Source organism: Microbulbifer maximicatervae (SeqCode) (assembly GCF_052467955.1).
Genome location: NZ_CP174329.1, coordinates 2,917,361 through 2,943,818 on the forward strand (window position 1 = coordinate 2,917,361; position 26,458 = coordinate 2,943,818).

Sequence of the window (26,458 nt, forward strand, 5' to 3'; positions counted from 1 at the left end):
TACAGGCTGACTCAACCCAATGTTTTGAGGTACTCGAAAACCCTATTTGCTTCTTCTTCTCTCAACTTGCTGATCGCGACTCCAGCATGAACGATCACGTAGTCTCCTACTTCAGCCTCCGGTACCAGTGATAAATTTACAGCTTTACTGATACCGCCGAAGGAGATTTTTCCAGTGCGCTCCATGGCTGATTGTTGCTCTATTAATTCGATTCTTCCGGGAACTCCCAGGCACACTAGGAACTCTCCTCTCCCAATGATTGCCCAGCAGCATCCATACACTGTGCGTAGTGGATCTGGCCCAGCGATATTCCGCCATCATTTGGGGGGACCTCACTGTGGCTGTGAACTGAAAAGCCCTGGCTTTCCAGGAGCGCAGTGACGGTTTCGGTAAGCCGCTTATTCTGGAAAACACCGCCGGACAGAAAGATATTCTTTTCACCTTGTTGCGTTGCAACTGCCAGTGCCATCTGCGCGAGTGTGTTGTGAAATGCAGCGGCCCTTTGTGGCAGTGATCGGTTTTCATCGTAGATCAAAGCACTAATGCAGGGTGTCCAATCCACTTCCAACAGGTCCCCTTTTTGAACAAGGCTAAAGGGGTAGCTGTCTTTAGAGCTGACGCCACGGGCACACTGTTCTAGAGCCATGGCTGCCTGCCCTTCAAAGCTGGTATGCGTAGTCAGTCCCAGGAGTGCGGATACCGCATCGAAAAGGCGGCCGACAGAGCTACACGGTGGACTGTTAATCTCACCTTTTAACATGGTGACCAGGTTTTGACGCTCGCCGCGGGTGAAGCAGCGCTTTAATTGTCGATTCTCCAGGGCGACAAACCCAGAGATTTCATACAGAAGTCCAGCCGCAGAGCGTCTGGGCTCCCGTACGGCCTTTTCACCGCCTGGCAGCGGGAATGTGCGAAAACTTGCGATGTGTTTGACAGGAGATTGTCCATTCCAGTGAAAGAATTCTCCACCGCGAACAATGCCACTGCGGTCGTAACCAGTTCCATCCCAGCAGATTCCCAGTGCAGGCCCTGAGTGAGCGTGTTCTGCCATGCAGGAGAATAGATGGGCAATATGGTGCTGAACGCCAATACGCACAGCTCTTTGCTTCATAGCCCAGCGGTGAGAGGTATAGCCTGGATGGAGGTCGTGGATTAATTTTTTCGGGCGGCACTGCTGTAGTTTGGTGAGGTCGCCAATAGTTTGGTTGAAGTGCTTCAGGGTATTGGCACTTCCTAAGTCGCCAATATGTTGGCTGGGATATGCCCACCCGGCGTGAGACAGTGCAACTGTGTTTTTCAGGTCCGCGCCCAGGGCCAGGAAGCTTTCTCGTTCACTTTCGCCCTTTTGGCCTGGTCTAGGCAAGGTAATGGGAAGTGGCGCGTAGCCCCGGGCTCGACGCAACATCAGCGGACGGTTATTGACCACCCTGAGTACAGAGTCATCCAGTGGGCGCAAAATTCGGCGATTGTGAACCAGGAAATAGTCAGCGATTTTACCCAAGCGCTCAAACGCCTCATCATTTTCTGTACAAATAGGCTCTTCTGCGAGATTACCGCTAGTAGCGACAAGAGGGGCTCGATACTTTTGCGCGAGCAAGTAATGCAAGGGTGATGCAGGTAACATCACCCCCAAGTCGGCAAGATTTGGAGCGACCAGCGGATGTATCCTGGAGTGATTGTCATCCTTCGCTTCCAATAGAACAATCGGTCTTTCTCGGGTTGATAGTAGCTGCGCCTCTTGCTCCGAGACGCAGCAATCCTGGCAGACACTTTTCAGCTCGTCATATAGAAGCGCGAACGGTTTATGCGGACGTTGTTTGCGCTGGCGCAAGTTGGCGAGCGCCTTACCATTGGAGGCGTCGGCTAACAGTTGAAAGCCGCCTACCCCTTTAAGGGCAATAATTTTCCCCTGGGCAAGGGCATCAAGGGCTTTGGATAGTGCCCGACTCTTCTTCGCAATTGTAACGCCGGCAGTATTACAGAAAAGTAACTGAGGGCCGCACTGGGGGCAGGCATTGGGTTCCGCATGAAAGCGTCGATTGAGGGGGTCCCGGTACTCCCCCGAGCATTTTCCGCACAGGGGGAAGTGGTGCATGGAGGTGTTGACACGATCGTAGGGCAGTTTGTAAATGATGCTGTAGCGGGGGCCGCAAAGAGTACAGCTGATAAACGGGTAGTCATAGCGGCGATTGTTAGGGTCTGACAATTCCCTGAGGCAATCATCACAGGGAGCCAGGTCTGGTAAAACGATGGTTGAACTACTGGCATCACGGACACTGGGTAAGATTCGAAAACCGTATTCTGCTTGAAGAGCCACCGGGTAGGATTCAATGTGAGTGATGCGACTGTAGGGTGGCTTCTCTGAAGATAACTTATCGATAAACTTTTCGATTTCCCGGCTTTTGCCCTGGACTTCAATTCTCAGGCCGCCGCTATAGTTGGCCACCCAGCCTTTCAATTGAAAGCTATCGGCCAGGCGATAGATAAAGGGCCGGAATCCTACTCCCTGCACCAATCCGGCGATTTCAATCCGGCGGCGTTCAGTGGCCATCAGTCTCCTCAAACTTTAAGCTCTCCAGGATTACATCCTGGGCTTCCTTGTGATTAATATCCTTAAGCTCATCAATTTCCAGCTTAATCCCCTCGAGAGAAGTCCCGAGTATCTCCCTGTCAAAATGCTCCCTCAGATGCGCTGCAGACATATGCGCCAGGGCACCCAAGCGTAAGCGAACGCCGATCGGCCTGCCGGGTTCATCAGAGGCCAGTTCCTGGATTTTATCGATCAGGTTTTTGATGAGATTCTGTTCGTGCATAGTGGTCTCCGCTGTATAGCGTTAGGTGCGCGATAATCATTTGCTCTGCTCGATGAGCTGCACTGGCCACTTTGGGTGATAAGCCCTGTCCTTTTGCCAGACTTTCTGAGTTGATCGCAAAAACATCCAGACGTGCCGGCAGCGAATCAATATGCTTTCCCATGGTCAGCGCTTCGGTCAGCCCAAATCCATGGCTTGATGTATTGCACATCGATGGAGCAAGAGTACCCTCAAGCCCATCAATGGCAACGACCTCCCCGATAGGGTGCTGATCGCTTACCATGGCGTCTACAAGGCAAACCCATCGACCTTTCCATTGAGTGAGCAAATGTAAAATATCGCCGCCGCTTTCGAGGTATTCCACCGCCCCTCCAAGTTTTTGGCGAAGCCGAGCGATGATATGTGGCCCTACTCCATCATCACCGCGCAGGGGGTTGCCCAGGCTTACCAGTAACCATGGATTGCTTACTTTGCACTTGCCCATAATTCAAATGTAGCTGTAGGAAGTGAGTGGAGCAGGAAATGCAAGGGTCGTAATTCCTTATCGCCCGTTCACATAGCCCCTGTAATTTATCCTCAGGAAAGTGCATAAAGCTCGGCAACATCAAGCGGAGGTCATCTTCGATGGTCTTCAGGTTTTGTGAGGTGGGAGCGACAATTTTTGCCGTCGTAATCTTGCCTTTCTCATCAATGTCATAGCGATGATACAGAAGCCCACGGGGTGCTTCGGTGGCTGCACAGCCGCTTGCGGTTCTCGGCTCTGTCTTTAAGTGAGGCTCGGCTGGGGGTTGGTATCTATCAATAATATGCAGAGCTTCCTCAAAGGCATGTAGTACCTCCAGGCTCCTAACGAGGATGCTTTGGAAGGGATTTAAACAGGGGGCGGTAAAGTTGATCTCCTCCGCTAATTGCAATGCTCGAGGCGACAGCTTGTCGCGATTAAGGTTGTAGCGTGCGATGGGGCCCACCAGATAGGCACCCCGCTCCCGTAAAGTACAGTGCAGCGCGGTGCTATGAGCGACGTGCTCTTCTTCAAAGTGGTTCTCATAGTCTTGGGCGCTAATATTGAGTCCCGCACTGGAGGTGATCCTGCCCTCGTTCATTGGGTATTCTGACGGGTGGGTTAGAGCGACAAATTCGTAGTGATTATCCCTTCGCCATTCGTAGCTGGGGAAAGGCAAAGCTGCGGACCAGCGCACCAGTCGCTCGGTGAGATCCCGGGCCATTTCCAGCTGCGCTACCAAGGCTGTGAGTTCACGAGCTTCCGGAACCTTGTAGAAACCCCCTACCCTCACATTAATCGGGTGTACTTCCCTGCCACCAATAAGGCGAACGAGGGCATTGCCCGCCTTTTTAATCTCCAGCGCGTTCTTAACAATCTCTGGATGATCCTTAGCCATTGCGACTGCATTGGGGTAGCCGAGGAAATCTGGTGCATGGAGCATGCTGATATGCAGCATATGGCTCTCGATCCATTCACCGCAGTAAAGCAATCGACGAAGCATACGCAAAGCGCCGTCGGGCTTTAGGTTCAGGGCATTCTCCATGGCATGCACAGCACTCATCTGGTAGGCCACCGGGCAGATCCCACATATGCGTGCGGTGATATCTGGGGCTTCCAAGTAATCGCGCCCTCTGAGAAGGGCTTCGAAGAACCTGGGGGGCTCAAAAATCTTGAGCTGTACATTTTGTACGCCGCTATCGTCGTAGTCGATATGGAGGGCTCCCTCCCCTTCGACCCGAGCGAGATAATCTACCTTAATCGTTTTGCTGCGATCCGCCATAAAGCTCACCTGGGGGCAGATTTATCACCAATGTTTGGGGGGATTAACGCTCCCCATCTTCTTGCCTATCTTCACTTTGTACTTTAAAAGAAGACGCTAGTGGATTGAAATTCCTAAGGTTTTCAACAATTAAAGTATTTTCTACATTTAGTTTTTCATCCCACCAGTGGCAAAGTGATTCGGTGTTGGGATTTTCCTTGGGACCGTAGCAAGCGTAGCAACCGCGGTTGTAACTGGGGCAAATAGCGCCACATCCCGCGTGTGTAACAGGCCCCATACAGGGGGTGCCATGGGCAACCCAGATGCAAACATTGCCGCGCAATTTACAGTCAATACACACCGAGTGATTGGCAACCTGGGGTGCTCGCCGGTGCAGGAATGCACTGATTACTTCGAGCAGTTGATGCTTGTTGATCGGACACCCCTGCAACTCAAAGTCCACTGCTACCCTCCCTGATATTGGTGTGGATTCCTTGAGAGTGGCGATATATTCCGGGTGGGCATAGACCACATCGGTGAACTCCTGCACATCGGCAAAGTTGCGAAGTGCCTGAATCCCTCCAGCTGTTGCACAGGCGCCAATACTGATTAGAAAGCGGGACTGACGTCTGACCTCTAGGATTCTCTCTTCATCTGCTGGCGTGGTAATGGAGCCTTCAACGAGAGAGATATCAAAAGGACCCTCTTTCACCTCACTGGAAGCCTCCAGGAAATAGGCGATATCTACCTGGGCTGCCAAAGAGAGAAGCTCATCCTCGCAATCCAATAGGCTCAATTGGCAACCATCACAGGAGGTGAACTTCCAGACGGCAAGCTTGGGGGTAGGATTACTACTAGCTATAGGCTGTTGATTTGAAACCATGAGCGAATATCCCGGTAGCAAAAGACAGGGCCATCTTTACAAACAAAGTTAGGTCCCCACTGGCAGTGGCCGCAGATTCCAATGGCACACTTCATGTTGCGCTCCATGGATAGATAGATATTGGATTCAGTCACACCTTTATGGAGAAGAACCTGTATGCAAAAGCGCATCATGATCTCGGGTCCACACACAAACACTAAAGCATCATTGCACTCCAAATGAGTGACACGCAGAGGGTCGGTAATCACACCAATATGCCCGTTCCAGTCTGTGCTGGCGTGGTCCACAGATGTCACCAGTTCAAATGAGCTGCGCCAGTGACCAAGCTCTGGCTGGTAAAGCATTTCTTCGGGGCGACGAGCCCCATAGAAAACTTGTAGGCTCCTGGCCGGCAAGTGCCCCTTAAGAAAGCTGTAGATCAGGGGGCGTAAAGGCGCTAGCCCAAGTCCGCCGGCGATAATCACTAAGGGACGATTTGCCGCCAGGTGAGTTGGCCACCCCTGCCCGAATGGTCCCCGGATGCCCAGTTGCGTTCCAACTTCCAGTTTGCAAAGCGCTTGGGTAGCAAGCCCCTGGCCTTTAATCGTATGGGTAAGTGGGTCAGCCGATGACGTGCTGGGGCCACTTAAGGAGATAGCAGCCTCCCCGGCACCAAAGGCATAAAGCATATTGAATTGCCCGGGCTGAATGGGTGATGGGCCCCTAGCCTCTCGTGTCAGGGATAGAGTGACAGTGCCAGGAAATTCTTCGCGTCGATGGGCAACACGCCATAATTCAGGGATCACAGCGAGGGATTCCCTGTGACGGATGTGGCCCGTAAAGGTCCAACAACTGTATTCGTGCTGCCTGCAATCGTTCTGTAGCAACTTTGGTAAACCGTTTCATCAATTCGAAACCGAGTCTCGGTTCTTTTTCGCACTTATCTCGGAGGCACTGCCCGCCGAGTTTAAGGCTGCGAACTGAGGTCAGGGCCCGGGCATCGAAGGCACTCAAGTAGGGAGGATACAGCCAGGACCAGCCGAATATATCTCCACCATGCAGTGTCATCAGGCAAAGGGGCCCATAGTTGGGGACAAAGGTTTCTACGGCGACACGTCCAGATCGAATTAAGAAGAAATGGCTAGCCGGAGTGTTTTCCCTGGCAAGGTATTCGCCTTCTTTATAGTGACTATTGCTTGTACACCCGGAGAGGAATGCCAGGTCCTTGTCTGCCAGCCCGGTAAAGAAAGGGTGCTCCTTGAGTAAGGTGGTGACAACTTTCATTTTTGTTCCTGGGCGCGAATATTCTGTATCTCTTCCGTGATATCGATGCCTACTGGACACCAGGTAATACAACGTCCACAGCCGACACAGCCAGAGCTGTCAAATTGGTCATACCAAGTGGCCAGTTTGTGAGTCATCCACTGCCGATAGCGGCTGCGGGTATCCGCTCTTACCGGGCCGCCAGACAAATAGCTCAACTCAGCCGTAAAGCAGGAATCCCAACGCTCCCAGCGCTGTGCTTCATTTCCGGTTAAATCTGTTGTGTCCTCAACGGTTGAGCAGAAGCACGTGGGGCAAGCCATAGTGCAATTGGCGCAGGAGAGGCAGCGCTCCGCGACTTTATCCCAGTTTGGGTTGTCATAATTGCGATAAAGCAGTGTCTTCAGGTCAGAGCTGTCAAAGCTGCGGCGACCGTTACTCACTTGATTTTCGGCTTGCTGAACGGCAGCTTGCCCCTCTTGTTTCTCCGCTTCTGATGCGTCAACAGTGGGTAATTGCTTTAACACTCTGTCGCCTTGAGGGCTTCCGCTGCGTATGAGGAAAAAGTGGGCATCGGAGGTCAGAACTTCGGTGATTACCAGATCACTGGGCAGTTGCACCTGCGGGCCTGTGTTCATTGAGGTACAGAAGCAGGTATTTGCTGCTGTTGTGCACTCCACAGCGATAGTGAACAGCTGTGCTCGACGTGCCTTATAGCTGCTGTTGGCGTAATCTCCCTGTGCGAGGACACGGTCCTGGATAGCAATGGCGTGTAGCTCGCAACTGCGAACACCCAGAAACGCTAACTTGACCGGAGGCTCTTCAATTTCCAGAATCTGAACATCTTCTCCAGAGCGGCTAGCGCTCCAGAGCTGGCGCTGGGGCAGCTGAAGAAACTGCTTCCAGGAGTGGGGGCCAACGGCGTAGCCAAAATAAGCCTTGTCATTGCGGTGCTCCACCCGGTATTGCCCCGCCTCTTGCTGATCCGTCCATCCTTGGGGCAGATCTGTGGAAGTTTCAATCTCACCATAGGTAATAGCCCCGTTATGCAATATCGGGCCAAAGAGCTGGTAACCTTCACTGTGAATTGCCTGAATCAAACAATCCAGGTCATTCGCTGCCAGTTTAAGTATTTCCACGTATAGCCGAGAGCCGGCTCCGAAAGAGCAGTAGTTGGTGACCTACTGATTTTTAGGTCTGTACTGGCTAATTGCACTAAGACAAAAGTGCCAAAATGCTAAGAAGAAAGTTTAGAGGAAAGCTATAGCCCTGACTACTTATTGAGGTGGGGTACATCCTTTAGGCAAAGTATTTCATAACCTTCTGATACTTATATACGACATACCATCTAAGCAAGATGATCGGCACACTGATTGCCATCATAAGCAATACACTGGCCCCAAGTTTGGTTAAATTAATGGCAATTAAAGTAAATTCAAAAATATCGATAAGGACTAGCACGGGAATAAAGAATATCCAGAGTTGCTCAAATCCTATTCTTTTAGCAAAAGCTAAACCGAAAAGTACCAGGTAGAAAAGAGAGGACACGATTAAACTGATAACCAGCCACCAATAAGGGATACCTTCGGCAGTATCAGTAAAAACTGTGTACTGCGAATATAACTCCAATGGACACAGGATAAAAAATACAATTTTCCAACCTAAACTAGCGGCATATTTAGGAGGACCATTATCGAGTTCACTCTCAGGTGCTTGATAGGGATTTTGCACACTCTGCCCTTTTGTTGCTTTCAAAATTTATGAGCTACTGACCAGTTCCATCCTATGAGCTTGTCAACTACCAAGCAATTCTTTACAACTACGCAGGACCTGAACCGAATAATCGATTGGCGAAATAATGAACGTTTGCCATTGAGCTTTTGCTATTTAGACGTATTGAATTGACATTGAGCTTGCCAGTTGATAACACTGTAAAGTGGCAGGTTGAATTGTCACATTTATGCGATGAGCTGCCTCACACTATCGGCAAACAGTTGTACCAAGTGTTGACTTTAAAATCGCAGGCAATATCCTCGCCTTTCAAATTTTGATAGTCATAGAGTATAACTAATAAGCAATGTCCACCTCAAATTAGCTCAGGGAATGGCGAGAAGTAACTTTCGGATTGGCAATTAGTGCCTGTTCGAATTAGTGGTAAATAATAGGGAAGTTTTAAGATGCAGAATATGTATCAGGCACCAGATAGCCTCCAGACAGACGCCATTCCACATTACAAGCCCAGTGTTGGCTGGAAGATACTTTTTTTTATTCTTGTGCCACTAGAACTTCACGCCCAATATAGTGGATTTTTCATTGACGAGTGGATACACCCTATTTGGTGGATGATTTTTAGCCTTTTGGTATATTTTGTTTTCTTTATTGCCTTATTTGGGCTGGCCTTTTCAAAAAGAATTGCTTTTCCAAGCGTGTGGCGTTTCTATTTACCCATTCTGATTTTCACAGATGCATATGAATTATTCTCCGCCATAGGGGATTTTAATATGTCAGTATTAAAAAATCAGATCATCATCATGATTGTGCTTTCAATGATATTTTTTACATGGTATATCGTTTACAAATATCAAAAAGTGCTACGATATTTCAATTAATCATTGGGATATTCCTATTCATTTTATGATTTCTATTGAAAGGTATTGCCAACATTACCTGTGCCAGTTTGCGTGGTTAATGCGATTTCACCACTGCCAACCTGAGAGGTTGTTTGAATATTGGAAACGCCATTTTGCGTCACCAGAATGCTGCTACTAATGCCGCTATGTTGATTAATCTGGGAAGAATTAGAATCACCAAACTGATTGAGCACCAGTGAACTAGTGAGCAAAGACCCGTCCTGCCCCTGATCTATTTGTGCTGTATTGGCTGAGCCATCTTGGATTACTAGAGTGGTACAGGAAATAAGTTCAATAGCGGCAATATTTTCGTTCCCTTGATCAAGATTTACCGTATTAGAAGAGCCGGTTTGCATTACTTCACCGCTGCTTGAGGTAATATTCTCCTGATCCACATTTGCAATGTTATTGTCACCAATCTGGGTGACTATCCCAGTAGCAGCTGAAACATCAGTTTCCTGTTCTATTCTTCCGGTATTCGAATCACCTATCTGCGTTATTATTGCAGTGCTCGTCGTCGTGACTTCATCCTGCTCGATATCTAAAAAGTTGGAAGAGCCAGTCTGGCTGGCCATAGCAAAGGTAAAGGTTACATCTCTATCCTGATCTATATTGGCGAAGTTGGAGTCACCAACTTGGGTGAACATGGCACTAGTGCTATCCACCCTTATACGCTGATCTAAAACCAATGTGTTAGACATTCCTTGTTGAGATGCAACAAGTGTGGTGGAAGTAACATCTTCCTGTTGCAGGACTTGGATGTCGTTTAAGTCTCCAGACTGAGAGCCAGTGAAGGAGCTGAGTTGAGCATCGTCTTGCAGCAAGGTCGCTGTATTATCACTGCCATTCTGGGTCAGGGAAGACGTAGTAAGTTGGGTTGCATTCTGTTGCACTGCTGAGGCCTGATTCAAATTTCCCGTCTGCACTAGTTCAATAGTGCTTTCAGAAGTGCCCGTAGTTTGGGATGCATCCGAGTCATTGAAATCGCCGATTTGGGTCTGAACAATCAAGTTGTTATGCACAGTACCATCGGACTGATCAGAAGTTGCACTATTGCCAGTACCTTCCTGGAATACCAGGGTGACATTATTATCAGCTAGAGCAGATACGCTGGCGGCAAATAGCGCGACTGCAGTCACAGAATTTGTCACTTTCATAGAGGTAATCCCTTATTGGTTAATTCTTATGGGGCGACTGCTTATAAGCCTCGACTGCAAGCCTGGATGAGCATCAAGTGAGTTGCCATAGGAAAAAATGGCTGAATAACTAAGAAGAAAGCTTGGGATTGTTGTTTGTTCACCGGGCCAACTTGCTGTATAACCATACAGCCCCAGAGTAACCTCTGCCTCATTGTTTGCATATCACGTCATAAGGAACTGGTGTGCGGTATCGACGATAGATAGATCGAAAAACTAGCGCTTGTGCCATGACCCAACCGATAGAATTGCCAACTGGCTATTACCTGGACAACTTCAAAGCGTTGATTGAATTTGTTAGCCAACATTATTCCCGGCTTATCACCACATCTGAGCAAAATTTTTTTAAAACCTTCCAAGAGTTGGATATTTATAGCCAGCGGCTCTATGTGCGTTTGCTGTCCCGTAAAGGAGTACCCTCCTCTAGAGGATCGCTTTTCCGCCAGGAGAAGCTTAGCTATGGTGAGATAGAGAGCATTGAAAGTGCTGCAGCTGTTTTGGATCGCGTTGGACTACTTTGTTTTAATCCGGTGCTAACGGCACAAGAATATCTACCACTATTTACCAAAGCTGAATTGCTTGCGGCAGGACCCTCGGGTATATCCAAGTCTCTCAGCCGGCCTTCCCTCGAGCAACTATTGCTTGAAGAATCCAGTTCGAGTGACTGGTTTGTGAAGTTGCTTTCTCAGCACAGGGTACTAGCCGTCCAGGGTGCTGAGCATTTCCAGACTTTCAAACTGTGTTACTTTGGCAACTTGAATCAGGATCTTACCGACTATGTATTGCGGGATCTTGGGCTTTATCGGTATGAATCCTATCCGCTGGATAAGCAAAATCTCCCCTTTCAAAGCCGAGCACAAATTGATCAGTATCTGCTTTACTATCAATGCTTGGAGCTGTTAGAAGAGCCATTACTGGAAGATGCAGAAGCCATAATAGCCTTATCTGCTCAACTGCCAGAAGGTATTGATGGTGACTCAACCCTGGCTCGTCGGCTGGACAGAATACGTCTTAAGTTGGCACGGCAGCTTGAGCGGCTCAATGCTCTTGAGCAGGCCGATGCACTATATCAACTTTGTAAAACCCCTCCCGCCCGTGAGCGCCGCGCACGCATTGCCGTAAAGCAAGGGTACGACACTCTAGCATTGGAAATATGCGAGGAAATAATAGCTTCCCCTATGGACCAGGCAGAAAGAGAGTTTGCTCTTGGCTTTGGTTACCGCACAGCCAAACGAAGTGGAGGCCTCAACAATTGGCAGGCACCTCATAAAATCCAAGCCCCCACTGAATTGATAAGTTTGGCGCAGGGGGAAATCTGTGTTGAGCTGCTGGTGGCAGAGCACCTTGAAGGTTCTAGCGGTGGTGAGTGCTTTTATGTAGAGAACACCCTATTCACCGGTGTGTTGGGCCTCTATATTTGGGACATACTATTTGCACCTGTGCCTGGTGCTTTTTTCAATCCCTTCCAGGTAGCCCCAGCTGATTTTCGCACCGCGGATTTTTACTATTCCCGACAAGCGCTATTCACCCAGCGATTGGCCGAAGTAGAGCATGAGTCCTTGAAGTCCCGCGTCCTCTCTACCTGTGCAGAGAAACAAGGTATTGCCAACCCTTTAGTTGCTTGGGAGGCTTTGTCTACAGAACTACTTGAGAAGGCGCTGGATAGAATCCCCCCAAGTCATTGGCGTTCAATTTTTACTCGCATGCTCAGTGATATCACACAGAATAGAAATGGGCTGCCAGACCTTATTTGCTTTACTCCCTCCGGTCACTATGAACTCGTGGAGGTTAAAGGTCCTGGGGATCGCTTACAAAAAAACCAAGAACGCTGGCTGGCGTTTTTTGCTGAAGAGGCGATCCCTCATCGGGTAATTCATGTGGAATGGCACTAGCTTTGGATAGCTTAGAGTCGGCTGAGACTTTGAATCTTTCTGTGGGAGAGCTAGTCGCTTTTTCCTGCCGCAGCGGGGATTTGATTCGGGAGCCAACTTCTGGGCCCTCTGCCCAGGAAGGGATTCGGGCTCATCAGAAACTACAAAATCAGCGGCCCAAAGGCGCTGAGGCAGAGTACAAGCTCAAGACCCAAATAGATTGGATGGAACAGCAGGTTACTTTGAGCGGCCGGGTTGACATTTTTCACCCGAAAAGTGATTTGCATAAACCGGCTCAGCTGGATGAAATTAAGACCACTTATTTACCCCCATCGAAGTTGCCCGAAGCCACCAAGGAATTGCATTGGGCCCAGCTAAAAATTTACGGCTATTGCTACTTGGTAAATGAAGACGCTATAGGTGATACAGATACAGTTGCCCTGCAAGTTGTCTGGTATAACCTCAAGGAGCGCAAGGCCTATCCAGAATGCATAGAGTACCGTTTTAGTGAGCTGGAGACCTTCACTCTTGAGGCTCTCACAAAATATTTGTGTTGGCACAGGGCTTGGCAGGAACATCGGAAAAAGCTTATTGATACGGCGAGACAGCTCGCTTTCCCTTTCCCGCTATACCGCCCCGGCCAGCGCCAACTGGCAGTGGAAGCCTACCGGTGTTTCCGGGACGGTGGTGAGCTGGTGGCTGAAGCTCCAACGGGAACCGGTAAGACAATCAGCACCCTATTCCCAGCCATAAAGGCAATTGGCGAGGAAAAACTGGATCAGCTGGTTTACCTGACCGCAAAGAATTCCGGTCGGCAAATGGTGCGGGAAACCATTGAGGCACTTCAGGCGAGTGGTTTGCAGTTATCTTTACTTGAAATTCAAGCAAGGGAAAAAACCTGTGCCTGTAACCTGGGGCTTTGTACCCGTGATGATGACGGCATCTGTCCGAGAACAAGAGGGTTTTATGATCGACTTCCAGTTGCAATGGATGCCCTGCTCGGCCGACCCCAGTTAACTCCCAAAGAGATTGCTGATGTGGCGGATCAGCAGCAAATCTGCCCCTTTGAACTCTCCCTTCAGATATTGCCTTGGGTAGACTTGGTGGTATGTGATTTCAATTATGTATTTGACCCTTTGGTACGCCTAACCAGTTTTCAGGACCAGCGCAATCGCCGCGCACTGTTAATCGATGAAGCTCACAATTTGATCGACCGCGCCCAGGAAATGTACAGTGCAAAGTTATCCCACCGTGATAGTCGCCGCGCAGCTAATGCTTGCAAAGGGCACTCTCCGACACTGCGGAAAAGTATCCAGTCTCTGGTTCGGGCAATTGAAAATTGGATCAAGCGATTGCGAGAAGTTGGTGTAGCTCAAAGCCGCAGTACTTTTGAAGGGGGTGAAGTTTGGGTCACTGCAGCAACAGGTGAAGCAGAGCATCCAGAATCGGTTTCCCGAGCAGTGCAAAAAGTGCTCTCCACAGTCAGCCAACTTATAGAAAGCTCTCAGTCGCCCCCGGAAGAAATAGCGGAGTGGTTAAGGTCTGTCTATCGTTATGCAGTTATTGAGCAGGAGCTTTGCGGTCAGCATAAAGTCGTCACACGGGTGATTGACCGGGATGCTCCCTGGCAGGAGCAGGAAATCAAGCTACTTTGTTTAAATGCTGCACAGTTTTTACAGCGATCCTACCAGCAAAACCAAGCCGCTATACTCTTCTCTGCGACTTTGCGCCCAGCCAGCTATATATATAGTCAACTGGGTGTAGAGCATGAGTCGCCCTACCTAAGACTGCCCTCGCCTTTTCAGCCGCAACAACAGGGCGTTTTCCTGTGTCCATATATAGATACGCGCTACCAAGCCCGCGACCGCTCAATAGAGAACCTCGTCGACATAATTTCCCGTACATTTTACAGCCGAGCAGGAAATTACCTGGTATTTTTTCCCTCTTATCGTTACCTGGAGCAAGTTGCTGAGAGTTTTAAGGCGAGATTCCCGGAAGTGTGCTTGTTACAACAGCTGCCGGGACAGGGAGAGACAGAGCGCGCTGAGTTTTTGTCTGGATTCAACGAAGGTAACAAGAGCCTTGGGTTTGCCATTATGGGGGGCATCTTTGGTGAAGGCATTGACTATGTTGGGGAGAAGCTGGTTGGCACTATTATCGTCGGTACTGGGCTCCCGCAAGTTAATGTTGAGCGGGAGCTACAGCGCGATGCTGCGGAAACCACTGGCATCCATGGATTTGATATCGCCTACCGCTATCCAGGGATAACTCGCGTACTGCAAACCGCTGGTCGGGTTATACGTTCCGAATCTGATAAAGGTGTGATCATTCTGGTAGATAGCCGCTTTTCGGAACCTTTTTATTGGCAGCTTTTTCCCGAGCACTGGCAACCGGCGGTTTGTCGCAACACCGATCAATTAACCGGTAACTTAGAGCAGTTCTGGAGCTTGAGCTAATCCAGGTTTTTAGGATTTGTACTCCTTCAGCCCGAATTTCCCCAACACCCAAGCGATAAGCGTGCCGCTCAATATCCCTGCCGTATTGGCCGCGAAATCCAACCACTCACCCGTTCGATTCACGTAAGGTTGAAGTAACTCTATGCCACCGCTCCACAGTACAAAAAATAACCCTATTAGCCACCAGTAACTAGGCCTGCGTAGGGCGACGGGGAACATCAGTGCACTATAGGCAATTAAGTGATTGGTTTTGTCGGTGCCGGGTATATTGGGTACTTCGGGAAGCGGAAACAGGGATAGGCTCGTAATAATGCACAAAAACACCACTGTTAGCAGAATCCAGTAGTTGTAGACGAGCCTTAAGGGAAGTTGAATTATCATTTAAACCACGCAAGAGTACGTCAAAAGGCCTGTAAACTTCTTTTAATATTACTTCGAGCTTGAGCATCAAAGTGACTGTGAAAGTAATCGGTGTGATAAAGCCTTTTATGAGACAAAAATTCCTTTAATAGTTCCCTGCGTTTCTTTTTGTAAATCATAATCGGTACCAGCCGATACTCTTTACGGACTTGTTTTTCATAAGCCTCGAAAACGCTTGTGCTGGCACCCAGGATCGTTAGGTCAATGTCGATAATTAGCTTTTCATCAATACTAACTGGCGTGTAATTGTGGCAGGTTGCCATAATCAATTGGTACACCCTATCCACTCCTGCGGGACAATACCCGGAATCGATCAGGAACTTTTTTGCCCATAGAGCACTGTTTTCTTCATTCTTAGAGGAAAAAGGCTTGTAAATCGCATCGTGAAACCAGATAGCCAGCTCGACCTCATGGGGGTGCTCGGCAAGCTCTGCAACTTTATCAAAGTGCTTCAGCATCGCATCAATGTGATGCCCTGTATGATAATGCCTGTGATTCTCTGCATACGAAGAAACTAACTTTTCGAAGCACTGAAGGGATTCAGAAAGATTGAGTGCCCCCATTAGGTTGAGCCATCTATTTTGGTTCATTGGCTAATCCTCGGAGCGTCAGCTTTCCGAAAACCCGTAGCTTGTAAAATGTTTTTCCCTGCCAATACCAAATAAAGCCATGCCTTTCTCCATCGATTCCCCAATAATACGATATGAATATGCCAGCCTTTTTCCCGTCGAGCACTATAACCACTGTAAAGTAGAGTATAGGCTTCTGGGTCACCGACTAGTGATTCGGCAATGCTTCTTGCATGCTCAATGCCAAGTGAAACCATCTCACTAACCTCCTCCTTACTTGGTTCTCCCTGGGATTTTGGAAAAACCAAGAGGTGGTAATTCGGTATTAAGTCTCTACGAACCCTGATCAACCGGCAATTATTCCCAGAGGCTAAGGTAATATTCGCTTTGTCTTCTGATGAATTGCCAAATACCTGCTGCTTCATAAATCCTCAGATACTTATTTACTTTTGTACCAGAGTGCAAATTGAGAACTGGCAAAGACGCTATTTGCGCCCATTCCGCATAGTAAGTATCGGGAGACCACTCTGACAAGCCGCTGGCCACTTCATTGGGGGTCAAGCTAGCTTTGGTAGGCAAACTTTAAAGGCAGTTAGCCAACTTTGCGGTTAACTCCTGAGTTTTGAGGAAAGCTCGTTTAATCGAATCCCGGTGCCTTTCATCAGCAAATTCTTGGTACTCCGCATTGATTTCATGGAACTCCTCAACCCCCAAATAGTGGCTTAAGGTTCGGATATGTGGCCCCAGATGATTCATTTGTTCACGGATTCCTCCTTGTCCAAAGCCAAACTCCCCGGCAGAGGTGATTAGCACCAGCTTTTTGCCAGACATAATAGGCTCTAAGGGGAAGTCACCACGGTCTAAATCAAAGGTGAACGTCTTGTTGATACGAACAACTTGATCGAACCAGGCCTTAAGTGCGGCAGGCATGCCGTAGTTATACATCGAAGTGGACATAACAATGATATCCGCCTGGGATAGCTCATCAATCAAGGTGTCAGAAAGCGCGACCAAGGACTGCTGCTCCTTGGTGCGATCCGCTTCAGGCGTAAAAACCGAGGCAATCCAATCTTGATTAATAAAGCCTGGTGGGTTTAAACCGACATCTCTATGGATAACTTTATCTTTAGGCCTCTTTTCTAGCCAGCTGCTTATAAAACTCGCGGCAACTGCTTTGGAGATTGAGGTATGCCTGGGGATATTCGCACTGTCTTGTGGTGCTGCTAAGCCGCTCCACTTCTGGGCACTAGCGTCAATATGTAATAGTGTTTTCATAGTCTGGAACCTTTACTAAACCGCCTGAAGGTTCATCTATGGTGATGCTGGGGAGTATCCTTGACAAACGAGTTATTTCTTCTTATAGATGAGGAAAGCTCATCTATAAGAGATTCTGATCGGTGTACCCAATCCTGCCCTCCCTCAACGCCCTTAAAGTATTCGATGCCGCCGCCAGACTGGGCAGTTTCAAGAGAGCTGCGGAAGAACTCTTTATAACGCCGACAGCCGTATCACATCAGATAAAGGGTTTGGAGGAATCCCTGAGCACAACATTATTCGAGCGCAAAACCCGTGCCGTACAGTTGACCAGTGAGGGGCGGATGCTCGCTCAAACTACCTCTCAAATTTTTCAGCAGCTCACTGAAACGGTGAGTGAAATAACGTGTTCAAAGAAAACGCTGACCGTTAGTACGACTTCAAGCTTTGCTGCTATGTGGCTTGTGCCCCATCTGGAGAATTTTTATCAGAAATTTCCAGATATCATTGTTTCAGTGGTGACCGGGGAAGAAGTGAGTGATATCGAGCGAGATAGACGTATCGACATCGCTATTCGGTACGGGAATTATGATGAAAGTACAAAAAATGCCCTCCACTTGGCCACCGAAACAATTGGTGTCTACGCTGCACCAAGCTACCTGACTCAGATTAGGGATATTTCTGAAGCTCAACTTCTGGAAACGAAATGGGTCAACTCATCACTTCCACCGCTGAACTGGCAAACTCTCCTCAAAAGAAAACTTGATGGCATTCGCGTGCGGCAGTTTGACCAGGAGCATCATGTAATCCAGGCCGCCTTGGCTGGCCAGGGTATTGCGCTAGTAAGTTCGCTTCTTGTTCAAAATCCTTTGCGCAATCAATGGCTGGTCCCCTACAGAGGAGACTCCAAGCTTTCAGGGATTGAGGGATTTACCTATTCCGCATTAATACCTAGCCGCCATTCAAGAAATGGAAATGTGTTGGCTTTCGTAACCTGGCTGAAGGAAGCACTTCGCAATGCTCCCTATAGTTAGGTACATCCGACTGGCACTGAACTCACCTTCGGACTTGCCGAGAGGAGGTATGTATCTAATCTAAGCCCACACCAAGAGCACAATATATTGTGTTCATCTATTAATCAGCGCGCCATATATAGTGATCTGGATCAATTGGTGTTCCTGTCTCTTCGATATGCTCTCCCCACAAATTGTGAGGAAGTCCAATGACCAGTACCGCTATACCCGACAGCGAAGCCGCACCAGCTTCAGAACAGATTTCGCAGGTAAGTTCAGATCAACTGTTGGTGCGTAAGCGAGATGGCAGGACACTGGCTTTTGATGCTCGCAGGATCACTTTGGCTCTTCTCAGTGCTGGCCAGGCAACGGAATCTTTTGATCAACAGGAAGCGGAACAACTTACCGAATCTGTCCTTAAGGTGATCAAGCACCGCTTTGATAGTGGTGAGCCCATTGATATTGAAGAGATTCAGAATATTGCTGAACAGGTATTGATCAATAGCGATTACATTGATACTGCCCGCGCCTATATCGCTTATCGGGGGCGGCATGCGCAAATGCGCACTGATCGGCAAACACTGGTGGATGTCGGTGCTTCTATTGAAGAGTATTTAGAGCAAGCGGATTGGCGAGTTGCAGCCAATGCGAACCAGGGATATTCCCTTGGGGGATTGATCCTGAACAGCGCAGGTAAAATGATTGCCAACTATTGGTTAAATCATGTTTATTCCCCTGAGATCGGCGCAGTACATCGGGATGGCGATTTACACATCCACGACCTGGATATGTTGGCTGGATATTGTGCAGGTTGGTCGCTGCGCACCCTATTACATGAAGGGTTGAATGGTGTTCCGGGAAAAGTCGAATCGGCGCCGCCGGCCCACTTGACCAGCGCGGTCGGACAGATTGTTAACTTTCTTGGAACACTTCAAAACGAATGGGCGGGCGCGCAGGCATTTAGCTCTTTCGATACCTATCTCGCGCCTTTTGTGCGCAAGGACCAGCTGGACTACGCGACCGTACGCCAGTGCATTCAGGAGCTGATCTTTAACCTGAATGTGCCATCCCGCTGGGGTACCCAGACCCCTTTTACTAATCTCACTTTCGACTGGGTTTGCCCCCAGGATTTGCGCGAGCAGGTGCCAGTGATTGCCGGTCAGGAAATGCCCTTCACCTATGGCGACCTGCAAGAGGAAATGGATCTAATCAACCGCGCCTATATCGAAGTCATGAGCGAGGGGGATGCGCGCGGAAGGGTTTTTACCTTCCCTATTCCCACATACAACATCAGCGAGGATTTTCCTTGGGAGAGCGAAAATGCTGAGCGGCTGTTTGCCATGACCGCTCGCTACGGTCTGCCCTATTTCCAAAACTTTATAAATTCAGACCTGAGCCCAAACATGGTTCGTTCCATGTGTTGCCGCTTACAGCTTGATCTACGCGAATTGTTAAAGCGTGGCAACGGCCTCTTTGGCTCCGCTGAACAGACAGGTTCGCTCGGCGTAGTAACTATCAACTGTGCCCGCCTTGGATATCTCTATAAAGGAAACTGGCAGCTTCTGCTCACCCAACTGGACAAACTGCTGATACTTGCCCGTGATTCCCTTGAAGTGAAACGGAAAGTCATCCAACGGCATATGGATGCAGGTCTATTTCCCTACACTCGCCGCTACCTGGGGACTCTGCGCAACCACTTCTCCACGATCGGGGTGAACGGCATCAATGAAATGCTGAGAAACTTTAGTGGCGACAACGAAAGTGTGGTTACGGAAGATGGGAAAGAACTGGCCGAGCAATTACTCGACCATATCCGTATGCGCATGACTGAATTCCAGGAACAAACCGGGCATCTCTACAATCTGGAGGCAACTCCGGCAGAGGGCACTACTTATCGGTTTGCCCGCGAAGATCGCAAACGTTACCCGGATATTATGCAGGCAGGTAGTAGTGAAGCGCCCTACTACACCAATTCATCCCAGCTACCAGTGGGCTTTACCGATGATCCCTTCGAGGCCCTGGCCCGACAGGAATCCCTCCAATCCCGTTACACCGGTGGCACTGTGCTTCATCTTTATTTGGGCGAACAGTTGCCTGATGCCGATAGTTGCCGCCGCTTATTGCGGCGTGCTCTGGAAAACTACCGCCTGCCCTATATCACCGTGACCCCGAGCTTTTCTATTTGCCCGGTCCATGGATATCTGAGTGGCGAACACGAATTCTGCCCACGCTGCGACGAAGCTCTCCTGGCCCGAGAGCAATCCTGTTGTAGCGACTAAACCATACTTTCAAGGAGAAAGACCATGAGCCAACAAGACACTTTATTGAGAGAAGAAGATCGCACCCGCTGCGAGGTATGGAGCAGGGTTATGGGCTACCACCGCCCAGTTTCATTTTGGAATCCGGGAAAACAATCCGAGCACCGGGAGCGCCAATTCTTTGTGGCGGACAACAGCAGGAATGCACTAAAAACTTATGAGTAATAAGTTACGTGTCGGTGGATTCACGTCGTTTACGGCAATCGACTTCCCCGGCGAGTTGGCAGCGGTGGTTTTTTGCCAGGGATGCCCCTGGCGCTGCCGCTACTGCCATAACGGTGATCTACTGCCTGCGCGAGCACCCAGTGCCTATGACTGGGATCAGATCCGCACATTTTTAGACAGTCGCCGGGGCTTGCTGGATGCCGTTGTATTTTCCGGTGGGGAACCCACCGCCCAGAGTGCCCTGGAACCGGCGATTGCCCAAGTCAGGGATCTGGGATTCAAGGTCGGGCTTCATACTGCGGGAATCTACCCCCGCAGGCTGGAACGCCTGATCCAAAGTCTTGATTGGGTGGGGTTGGATATCAAAGCAATGCCGGAAAACTACCCTTCCATTACGGGTGTTGATGGCAGTGGCGTGGCCCCATGGCAGTGTGCGGAGCTTCTCGCTCAATCCAATGTACCACTGCAAGTGCGCCTTACCAGGCATCCAAGCCTCACAACGAATACTGAGTTAAATCAGATCCGGAATAAACTCCACAACTTAGGAGTTGAACGCTTGGAGGTGCAGCGGTGTAATAGCGAGCAAGCTGTTGATCAGACACTAAAGTTGTTACCCTGCTAAGATTGAGTATCTCCTGGAGAGATGCTCGATATCTAATCTTTTAATTTTACGTGAGCTTCTCAAGTGGAGACTTCACCTAAAATAGGTGAGATACCGCTGATTACTGTATTTACAGCGGTTTTTATGAGCCACGGAGGCCATGAGAACTACTCAGCCTGATGCCCCAAAATAGCGGCGAAACGCTCAATCGCCCGGTAATTATTGATCTTTTGAATAAAATAAAAATAACCCTATAACCTACTTAGTACAACCGTACCTCCGCAGACCTATCCGCGCAGTATTAGGCAAAGGATTTTGCCTTAAAAATTAGAACTTAGTACAAGGAACGTTACTATGAATACTGATGTAAAGGAGATTGTCGGCCTCTGGGATAAAGGCTACTCTCTTGACAAACATACTGAGAAAAGCACTTTTACAGGTAAAGACCAATTTGGAAGGCCTACTTTTGATACTACCAGGACTTATGTTGGGGAACTATTATATCAACTAAAATATAAACAGGATTTTAAAAAAGTACACCCAATCGCACAATTGATGCATGAACAGATCGTTAAAAAATTCACTGACATTGATTTTATCATAGGAATGCCGCCCTCCAAGAAGAGGGACAGGCAGCCAGTGACAGCAATTGCAGAGAGAGTTAGCGCACTTTCAAACAAAGCATTGAGCAAAAACCTTCTACTTAAACCTCTAGCTACCACACAAGTAAAGAATATTGCTGTTAGGGAAGAAAGACTCAAGACATTAATGCACGCTTTTGCTTTACATAATGACGTAATTCAAAAATATCTAACGGCACACAGCTATAATGTTCTGATAATTGATGACTTATACGATACGGGAACGTCATTGGAAGCTGCAACGACAATTTTGAAGGAGTGTAGTAAAATAGACAAAGTCTATGTTGCTACCGTAACGAGAAAAAAATAGCATGACTAGAGTTTTTATATCGGGATCAATAACAATAAAGAGAGTTGATCTCGCCGTACAGGAGAGGATCAGTAGAATTATACAGTCGGGATTTATTATAATTCTTGGTGATGCAGCTGGTGCTGATAGTTCAGTTCAAAAATATGTCGATAGTGTTAACTATAGAAATGTAATTGTGTATTGCAGCGGTACAAAGGCAAGGAATAATTTTGGAGACTGGGATACTCAATGTATCAGCACGAGCCATAGAGCAGGTAGTCGAGAATTTTACCAGGCCAAAGATATGGAAATGGCAAACGATTGTGACTATGGATTTATGATTTGGGATAGGTCGAGCACTGGAACCTTGTCCAACGTAATTGAACTAACAAAACGTGAGAAATACTCTCTCATCTACATCAAAAATACCAGCGAATTTATTAAGATTAAATGCGTTGACGATATCGATAAACTAAGATTGTTAATGTCCCAGTCGGCTATAGATAAAGCTAACAAGAAAATAAAATTTGAGGATAGTCTAATTCAGTTAAAGAACTCACAATCTTCTTTATTTGGATAGAAATATACTGGGTAGTTCAATTTAATCTAATTTTCAAATACTATTTGCTGCGTATAATTTGTGATTTTCATATGTTGAGAGATATCAAACCCAACCTAAAATGAACCATCAGCGTTATCTTATTTGGGCCAATGCTTTGGTAAAAGCCGAATAACCGTCAATGAACTCAAATACAGCGCAGGCACTGCTTAGCTGCACCATACATGCAGCTATCACCTCCACAACATCGGCTCGGCTGACCTCAATGTTGAGTCCTTCAAATAAATTTCCTATGTGATCACCCCAATTCCAAAGAATCAGTAAAAGTGCTAGGTCTCAATATCTTGTATTCGAGACAATTTGCTCTACATATTCTTCCGCGATATTTTTGGCTTCCAGATCGAGGGATGGCGCACATGTATCTCTCGTAATCCCCTACGGATCATTGCGGTTACCTCGTGCCCTTTGTCGACAAGTTTACCCACAAGGATTTGATCGATTGCACCGTTAGCGCCCGCCACAAGTACTTTCATTGCTCTGCCCACGTCTATATTGCGCTACTTAGAAATACCGTATCATCTTTTGATTGACAAACTCTTTAATACCTAGTTCTCCCAGCTCCCGGCCATAGCCGGATTTCTTCACTCCTCCCATAGGCATACTGGCGTAGCTTGAAGCGGCATGGTTCACGAAGGCAGTACCACATTCCAGCTGTTCCGCGACACGGCGGCCCCTTTCATGGTCTTGGGTATAGACAGAACCACCCAGGCCAAAGGGGCTATCATTGGCCAGCTTAACCGCTGCCTCCTCATCGGGAACTACCCAAACACAAGCGATGGGGCCGAACAACTCCTCTACGGCTGCCGGGGAACCAGCGGGTATTTCAGTTAATATACCCGGCTCGATAAATGCGCCATTGCGCTTACCCCCCACTAGCAGTTGGGCGCCAGCCTTAACGGACTTGCTGACTTGATCCTCCAGTTGCTCAGCAGCCTTTTCGGTACAAAGCGGACCGTAATCTGTGCTTTCTACAAGAGGATCACCGGGTTTCAGCGCTTGGAACAGCTTGGTAGCTCGGTCTAGGAATTCTTCAGCAATGGGCTCAGTTAGAATGATTCTCTTCGCAGCCAAACATATCTGCCCGCAATTGCCCAGCTTTCCCTCCGCAAATCGCTGTATCGTTAAATCCATATCCGCATCTTCGAGCACGATAAATGGATCAACACCACCCAGCTCCATAACAGTTTTCTTTACATTGCGGCCAGCTTGCTCTGCAACCATTGCACCGGCGGCATTGCTGCCAGTAAATGAGATTCCTTTGACCCTATCGTCATCAATAATGGAGGCAGCCCCACCGGATGTGATCGGTAGATTGGTATAGACTCCTTCCGGTACCCCTGCATCAAACAACAGCTGTGCGAAGGCTTCGGCACACTGGGGAACATTAGAGGCATGTTTAGTAAGTACAACATTGCCGGCGATCAAGTTGGCGGCGGTAAAGCGAGCCGGTTGGTAGAAGGGAAAGTTCCATGGTTGGATGCCGTAGACCACTCCTAAGGGCTGGAAGACTAAAGTGCCCTCCCCTTCGCGGGTGGAAAGCTGCTGTGGAGCTAGGATTTTTTCGCCCTCTTCAGCGTAGTAGTCAAAAATTTCAGCACAAAGTGCCAATTCACCTTGACCATCACTGAGCTTCTTACCCATTTCTAACGCCATCAGGCGGGCAAGTTCTTCGGATCGCTCCTCAAATAGGTTGCTTGCACGCTTTAGTATCACTGCTCGATCACTAAAACTTCGGTTTCTCCAGCTTACAAAGGCTTTGTCTGCGCGACCGATCGCCTTGTCGAGATCCTCTTGTGACATTTCGTGATAAGTCTTCAGAGTTTTACCGTTTAAGGGGTTGACGGAAATCAGTGGACGTTTTGACTTTGTCATGAATAGACTTCCAACGGTTGCTTTAGGAACCGCTAAAGAACTATTTGGAATAGTACCAGTGCGGCATCTACGAGTGTTTGCAAAAGTGTAGTTGCTGAGGTTTGGCATACCACTGCTTGATGGATCAGCTAAAGTCACATCATTCTTTCTTATAGACAACTGATAGGCAGTAATCTTTGGTGAATAGCACTTAAAGCTAATGGAACACCATTAAGAGATTTAGGTGCTTTTACGAATACCACCGTGGCATAAAGTTCAACTGCGGAGCTTTTAGAGCATACCGACTGCATAAAATCGAATCTGCTCAAACAAGCTGCATGATATTCATCGTTAAGTCACAAGCCCTTTTGAAACAAGTTTTGATTCGCAAACTATAATCGCAGGGCTTAGTAGCTCTTACTTCCTTATCAGTGCTTAATTGCAGGTCTATGAAGTTTTTTGCTTATTAACGCCTTTGTAACAGGACCGTAAGAGCGACAGCAGCCGCTTCAAGGATCACAGTGTGGCCAAATAATCGGTTAATCTACTATGGATAACAACGCCCTGTATAAAAAGAAACAGCTAACACCTGAAGAAGCAGTTAATTTAATCCCAGACGATAGCGTTATTTCTATCGGCATGCGCACCGCTAGCCCACCAGCCCTACTTTCAGCACTAGAGAAGCATATTCGAAATGGATTTATCACACATTTAAAAGTCTATTATATGCGCTGTGGGAAGGTTGCGACGGAAACAATTTTTCAAGAAGATCTAATGGACCGGGTTAGGCCTTACTCTTCAATGCTAACTAAAGACGAAGTTAAATTAGCAAATGCTGGATTTTCAAAAGGGGAAAAATATATTAACTATGTCCCTATATCTTTTAGTCGATATCCTCAAATAATCAGAGAGCAAGTTAAAATAGATGCTTTTCTGGTAACTGTTGCGCCGATGGATAAGCATGGTTATTTCAACTTTGGCACTAATGGTGATTATGCTATTGAGTTGTCGCGCCACGCAAATCGATTAATTGTGGAAGTGAATGAAAATATGCCACGTACAGCGGGGGCCACCTTGTTGCACATTAGTGAAGTGGATGCCATTGTTGAAAACACTATGGAATTAGCGGAGGAATCTCCAAAAGAGATTACCGATTTAGATAGAAAAATTGGTGACTACATTGTTCCGTTAATACCTGATGGCGCAACTATCCAAATGGGTATTGGTGCTATTCCGAATGCAGTTTGTGAACAACTAACTAAAAAGAAAGATCTGGGCATTCATACCGAGGTGATAACACCAGGTATGATTAAGCTTATTAAGTCTGGAGCAGTAACTAATGCCCGAAAAACAATTAACCCTCATGTGAGCGTATTCACTTTTGCAGCTGGGAACAAAGAACTATTTGACTTTATAGATGGCAATCCATCTATGTTCTGCCTGCCAGTGTCATATGTGAATGAACCCCAAATAATAGCCCAGATCGATAATATGATTTCAGTTAACTCATTTATTGAGATTGATTTCAGTGGACAGGTTAATGCGGAATTCATTGGACATCAATTCTCGGGTGTTGGCGGGCAACTGGATTTCGTGAGGGGAGTTTACTACTCAAAAAATGGGAAGACTATTCTGGCCAGTAGCTCAACGGCACAGCGTGGTAAAACCTCCAGGATAGTTCCACGTTTGAAATCTATAACCACAGACTCTCGGTTAGACATCGATTACGTGGTAACCGAGTACGGATCTTGCAGACTGATGGGGAAATCAACCACAGAGCGGACCCTTGCCTTGATTGAAATCGCACACCCTAAATTCCGTAAGAGCTTATTGGAGCAGGCCAAAGAGCAAAACTTTATTTGAG

The 26,458-nt window shown here is 47.9% G+C and carries 24 protein-coding genes and 1 pseudogene; 9 read left to right on the forward strand and 16 right to left on the reverse strand.

Annotated elements, in window-relative coordinates:
- Positions 1-11: 11 nt before the first annotated feature.
- The 10 genes from ACJJI5_RS12575 to ACJJI5_RS12620 all read right to left on the reverse strand — a co-directional run bounded on the left by ACJJI5_RS12575 (position 12) and on the right by ACJJI5_RS12620 (position 8,456).
- Complete coding sequence (locus tag ACJJI5_RS12575; RefSeq protein ID WP_444927825.1) at positions 12-236, reverse strand: HypC/HybG/HupF family hydrogenase formation chaperone; 225 nt, start codon at positions 234-236, stop codon at positions 12-14.
- Positions 236-2,551, reverse strand: coding sequence for a carbamoyltransferase HypF (gene hypF / locus ACJJI5_RS12580; RefSeq protein ID WP_445354208.1), 2,316 nt, complete (start codon positions 2,549-2,551; stop codon positions 236-238). Before hypF ends, ACJJI5_RS12575 begins: the two co-directional genes overlap by 1 nt.
- Positions 2,541-2,813, reverse strand: coding sequence for a hydrogenase/urease maturation nickel metallochaperone HypA (locus ACJJI5_RS12585; RefSeq protein ID WP_282932830.1), 273 nt, complete (start codon positions 2,811-2,813; stop codon positions 2,541-2,543). Before ACJJI5_RS12585 ends, hypF begins: the two co-directional genes overlap by 11 nt.
- Positions 2,776-3,297 carry a hydrogenase maturation protease gene (locus ACJJI5_RS12590; protein WP_445354209.1) on the reverse strand — a complete coding sequence of 174 codons (522 nt, stop codon included), beginning with the start codon at positions 3,295-3,297 and terminating at the stop codon, positions 2,776-2,778. The genes ACJJI5_RS12585 and ACJJI5_RS12590 overlap by 38 nt, the downstream gene beginning before the upstream one ends.
- Positions 3,233-4,597 carry a Ni/Fe hydrogenase subunit alpha gene (locus tag ACJJI5_RS12595; protein ID WP_445354210.1) on the reverse strand — a complete coding sequence of 455 codons (1,365 nt, stop codon included), beginning with the start codon at positions 4,595-4,597 and terminating at the stop codon, positions 3,233-3,235. The genes ACJJI5_RS12590 and ACJJI5_RS12595 overlap by 65 nt, the downstream gene beginning before the upstream one ends.
- Positions 4,598-4,640: 43 nt before the next feature.
- Complete coding sequence (locus ACJJI5_RS12600; protein ID WP_444933205.1) at positions 4,641-5,459, reverse strand: NADH-quinone oxidoreductase subunit B family protein; 819 nt, start codon at positions 5,457-5,459, stop codon at positions 4,641-4,643.
- The gene (locus ACJJI5_RS12605) at positions 5,435-6,244 is read right to left on the reverse strand and encodes an FAD/NAD(P)-binding protein (RefSeq protein WP_444933204.1); all 810 of its coding nucleotides are present in this window, start codon (positions 6,242-6,244) and stop codon (positions 5,435-5,437) included. Before ACJJI5_RS12605 ends, ACJJI5_RS12600 begins: the two co-directional genes overlap by 25 nt.
- Entirely contained in the window at positions 6,234-6,722 is a 489-nt protein-coding gene (locus tag ACJJI5_RS12610; RefSeq protein ID WP_444893901.1) for a cyclic nucleotide-binding domain-containing protein, read from the reverse strand. The genes ACJJI5_RS12605 and ACJJI5_RS12610 overlap by 11 nt, the downstream gene beginning before the upstream one ends.
- Positions 6,719-7,840, reverse strand: coding sequence for a 4Fe-4S dicluster domain-containing protein (locus tag ACJJI5_RS12615; RefSeq protein WP_445354211.1), 1,122 nt, complete (start codon positions 7,838-7,840; stop codon positions 6,719-6,721). Before ACJJI5_RS12615 ends, ACJJI5_RS12610 begins: the two co-directional genes overlap by 4 nt.
- A 160-nt stretch (positions 7,841-8,000) precedes the next feature.
- Positions 8,001-8,456 carry a hypothetical protein gene (locus tag ACJJI5_RS12620; protein WP_445354212.1) on the reverse strand — a complete coding sequence of 152 codons (456 nt, stop codon included), beginning with the start codon at positions 8,454-8,456 and terminating at the stop codon, positions 8,001-8,003.
- A gap of 422 nt (positions 8,457-8,878) precedes the next feature.
- Between ACJJI5_RS12620 and ACJJI5_RS12625 the strand changes: the two genes are divergently transcribed.
- Positions 8,879-9,310, forward strand: a complete 432-nt coding sequence (locus ACJJI5_RS12625) for a hypothetical protein (RefSeq protein WP_445354213.1) — start codon at positions 8,879-8,881, stop codon at positions 9,308-9,310.
- Between the two features lie 32 nt (positions 9,311-9,342).
- Here ACJJI5_RS12625 and ACJJI5_RS12630 read toward each other — a convergent pair whose 3' ends face one another.
- Entirely contained in the window at positions 9,343-10,488 is a 1,146-nt protein-coding gene (locus ACJJI5_RS12630; RefSeq protein ID WP_445354214.1) for a hypothetical protein, read from the reverse strand.
- A gap of 269 nt (positions 10,489-10,757) precedes the next feature.
- Here ACJJI5_RS12630 and ACJJI5_RS12635 point away from each other — a divergent pair, with 269 nt between their 5' ends.
- Positions 10,758-12,419 carry a VRR-NUC domain-containing protein gene (locus tag ACJJI5_RS12635; protein ID WP_445354215.1) on the forward strand — a complete coding sequence of 554 codons (1,662 nt, stop codon included), beginning with the start codon at positions 10,758-10,760 and terminating at the stop codon, positions 12,417-12,419.
- The gene (locus ACJJI5_RS12640; protein ID WP_445354216.1) at positions 12,410-14,854 is read left to right on the forward strand and encodes an ATP-dependent DNA helicase; all 2,445 of its coding nucleotides are present in this window, start codon (positions 12,410-12,412) and stop codon (positions 14,852-14,854) included. The genes ACJJI5_RS12635 and ACJJI5_RS12640 overlap by 10 nt, the downstream gene beginning before the upstream one ends.
- 9 nt (positions 14,855-14,863) lie before the next feature.
- Here the strand turns inward: ACJJI5_RS12640 and ACJJI5_RS12645 are convergent, their stop codons facing one another.
- From ACJJI5_RS12645 to ACJJI5_RS12660, 4 genes are all read right to left on the reverse strand, one after another.
- Complete coding sequence (locus ACJJI5_RS12645) at positions 14,864-15,235, reverse strand: VanZ family protein (protein WP_445354217.1); 372 nt, start codon at positions 15,233-15,235, stop codon at positions 14,864-14,866.
- 20 nt (positions 15,236-15,255) lie between these two features.
- The gene (locus ACJJI5_RS12650) at positions 15,256-15,864 is read right to left on the reverse strand and encodes an HD domain-containing protein (protein ID WP_445354218.1); all 609 of its coding nucleotides are present in this window, start codon (positions 15,862-15,864) and stop codon (positions 15,256-15,258) included.
- The gene (locus ACJJI5_RS12655) at positions 15,861-16,268 is read right to left on the reverse strand and encodes a hypothetical protein (protein WP_445354219.1); all 408 of its coding nucleotides are present in this window, start codon (positions 16,266-16,268) and stop codon (positions 15,861-15,863) included. Before ACJJI5_RS12655 ends, ACJJI5_RS12650 begins: the two co-directional genes overlap by 4 nt.
- Positions 16,269-16,425: 157 nt before the next feature.
- Positions 16,426-17,118 (reverse strand): FMN-dependent NADH-azoreductase, encoded by a 693-nt coding sequence (locus ACJJI5_RS12660; protein WP_445354220.1) that lies wholly within the window; start codon positions 17,116-17,118, stop codon positions 16,426-16,428.
- 122 nt (positions 17,119-17,240) lie between these two features.
- On the opposite strand from ACJJI5_RS12660, the gene ACJJI5_RS12665 reads away from it, so the two are divergent.
- The 5 genes and pseudogenes from ACJJI5_RS12665 (at position 17,241) to ACJJI5_RS12685 (ending at position 22,704) form a co-directional block, all read left to right on the forward strand.
- Entirely contained in the window at positions 17,241-18,131 is an 891-nt protein-coding gene (locus ACJJI5_RS12665) for a LysR substrate-binding domain-containing protein (protein WP_445354221.1), read from the forward strand.
- 188 nt (positions 18,132-18,319) lie between these two features.
- Positions 18,320-20,593: pseudogene (locus tag ACJJI5_RS12670) on the forward strand (ribonucleoside triphosphate reductase).
- Positions 20,586-21,215 carry an anaerobic ribonucleoside-triphosphate reductase activating protein gene (locus ACJJI5_RS12675; RefSeq protein WP_445354222.1) on the forward strand — a complete coding sequence of 210 codons (630 nt, stop codon included), beginning with the start codon at positions 20,586-20,588 and terminating at the stop codon, positions 21,213-21,215. Before ACJJI5_RS12670 ends, ACJJI5_RS12675 begins: the two are co-directional and overlap by 8 nt.
- A gap of 333 nt (positions 21,216-21,548) precedes the next feature.
- Positions 21,549-22,145 (forward strand): ComF family protein, encoded by a 597-nt coding sequence (locus ACJJI5_RS12680; protein WP_445354223.1) that lies wholly within the window; start codon positions 21,549-21,551, stop codon positions 22,143-22,145.
- Between the two features lies 1 nt (position 22,146).
- Positions 22,147-22,704 (forward strand): hypothetical protein, encoded by a 558-nt coding sequence (locus ACJJI5_RS12685; RefSeq protein ID WP_445354224.1) that lies wholly within the window; start codon positions 22,147-22,149, stop codon positions 22,702-22,704.
- Between the two features lie 540 nt (positions 22,705-23,244).
- Here ACJJI5_RS12685 and ACJJI5_RS12690 read toward each other — a convergent pair.
- The gene (locus ACJJI5_RS12690; RefSeq protein WP_445354225.1) at positions 23,245-24,615 is read right to left on the reverse strand and encodes an NAD-dependent succinate-semialdehyde dehydrogenase; all 1,371 of its coding nucleotides are present in this window, start codon (positions 24,613-24,615) and stop codon (positions 23,245-23,247) included.
- A 528-nt stretch (positions 24,616-25,143) separates the two neighbouring features.
- On the opposite strand from ACJJI5_RS12690, the gene ACJJI5_RS12695 reads away from it, so the two are divergent.
- Positions 25,144-26,457, forward strand: coding sequence for an acetyl-CoA hydrolase/transferase family protein (locus ACJJI5_RS12695; protein ID WP_445354226.1), 1,314 nt, complete (start codon positions 25,144-25,146; stop codon positions 26,455-26,457).
- Position 26,458 lies beyond the last annotated feature (1 nt).

Bases quoted from the DNA above. Each gene is read 5' to 3' on its own strand.
- hypF (WP_445354208.1), bottom strand. From the start codon at position 2,551: ATGGCCACTGAACGCCGCCGGATTGAAATCGCCGGATTGGTGCAGGGA.
- ACJJI5_RS12585 (WP_282932830.1), bottom strand. From the start codon at position 2,813: ATGCACGAACAGAATCTCATCAAAAACCTGATCGATAAAATCCAGGAA.
- ACJJI5_RS12590 (WP_445354209.1), bottom strand. From the start codon at position 3,297: ATGGGCAAGTGCAAAGTAAGCAATCCATGGTTACTGGTAAGCCTGGGC.
- ACJJI5_RS12595 (WP_445354210.1), bottom strand. From the start codon at position 4,597: ATGGCGGATCGCAGCAAAACGATTAAGGTAGATTATCTCGCTCGGGTC.
- ACJJI5_RS12600 (WP_444933205.1), bottom strand. From the start codon at position 5,459: ATGGTTTCAAATCAACAGCCTATAGCTAGTAGTAATCCTACCCCCAAG.
- ACJJI5_RS12610 (WP_444893901.1), bottom strand. From the start codon at position 6,722: ATGAAAGTTGTCACCACCTTACTCAAGGAGCACCCTTTCTTTACCGGG.
- ACJJI5_RS12625 (WP_445354213.1), top strand. From the start codon at position 8,879: ATGCAGAATATGTATCAGGCACCAGATAGCCTCCAGACAGACGCCATT.
- ACJJI5_RS12630 (WP_445354214.1), bottom strand. From the start codon at position 10,488: ATGAAAGTGACAAATTCTGTGACTGCAGTCGCGCTATTTGCCGCCAGC.
- ACJJI5_RS12635 (WP_445354215.1), top strand. From the start codon at position 10,758: ATGACCCAACCGATAGAATTGCCAACTGGCTATTACCTGGACAACTTC.
- ACJJI5_RS12640 (WP_445354216.1), top strand. From the start codon at position 12,410: ATGGCACTAGCTTTGGATAGCTTAGAGTCGGCTGAGACTTTGAATCTT.
- ACJJI5_RS12645 (WP_445354217.1), bottom strand. From the start codon at position 15,235: ATGATAATTCAACTTCCCTTAAGGCTCGTCTACAACTACTGGATTCTG.
- ACJJI5_RS12650 (WP_445354218.1), bottom strand. From the start codon at position 15,864: ATGAACCAAAATAGATGGCTCAACCTAATGGGGGCACTCAATCTTTCT.
- ACJJI5_RS12655 (WP_445354219.1), bottom strand. From the start codon at position 16,268: ATGAAGCAGCAGGTATTTGGCAATTCATCAGAAGACAAAGCGAATATT.
- ACJJI5_RS12660 (WP_445354220.1), bottom strand. From the start codon at position 17,118: ATGAAAACACTATTACATATTGACGCTAGTGCCCAGAAGTGGAGCGGC.
- ACJJI5_RS12675 (WP_445354222.1), top strand. From the start codon at position 20,586: ATGAGTAATAAGTTACGTGTCGGTGGATTCACGTCGTTTACGGCAATC.
- ACJJI5_RS12680 (WP_445354223.1), top strand. From the start codon at position 21,549: ATGAATACTGATGTAAAGGAGATTGTCGGCCTCTGGGATAAAGGCTAC.
- ACJJI5_RS12685 (WP_445354224.1), top strand. From the start codon at position 22,147: ATGACTAGAGTTTTTATATCGGGATCAATAACAATAAAGAGAGTTGAT.
- ACJJI5_RS12690 (WP_445354225.1), bottom strand. From the start codon at position 24,615: ATGACAAAGTCAAAACGTCCACTGATTTCCGTCAACCCCTTAAACGGT.
- ACJJI5_RS12695 (WP_445354226.1), top strand. From the start codon at position 25,144: ATGGATAACAACGCCCTGTATAAAAAGAAACAGCTAACACCTGAAGAA.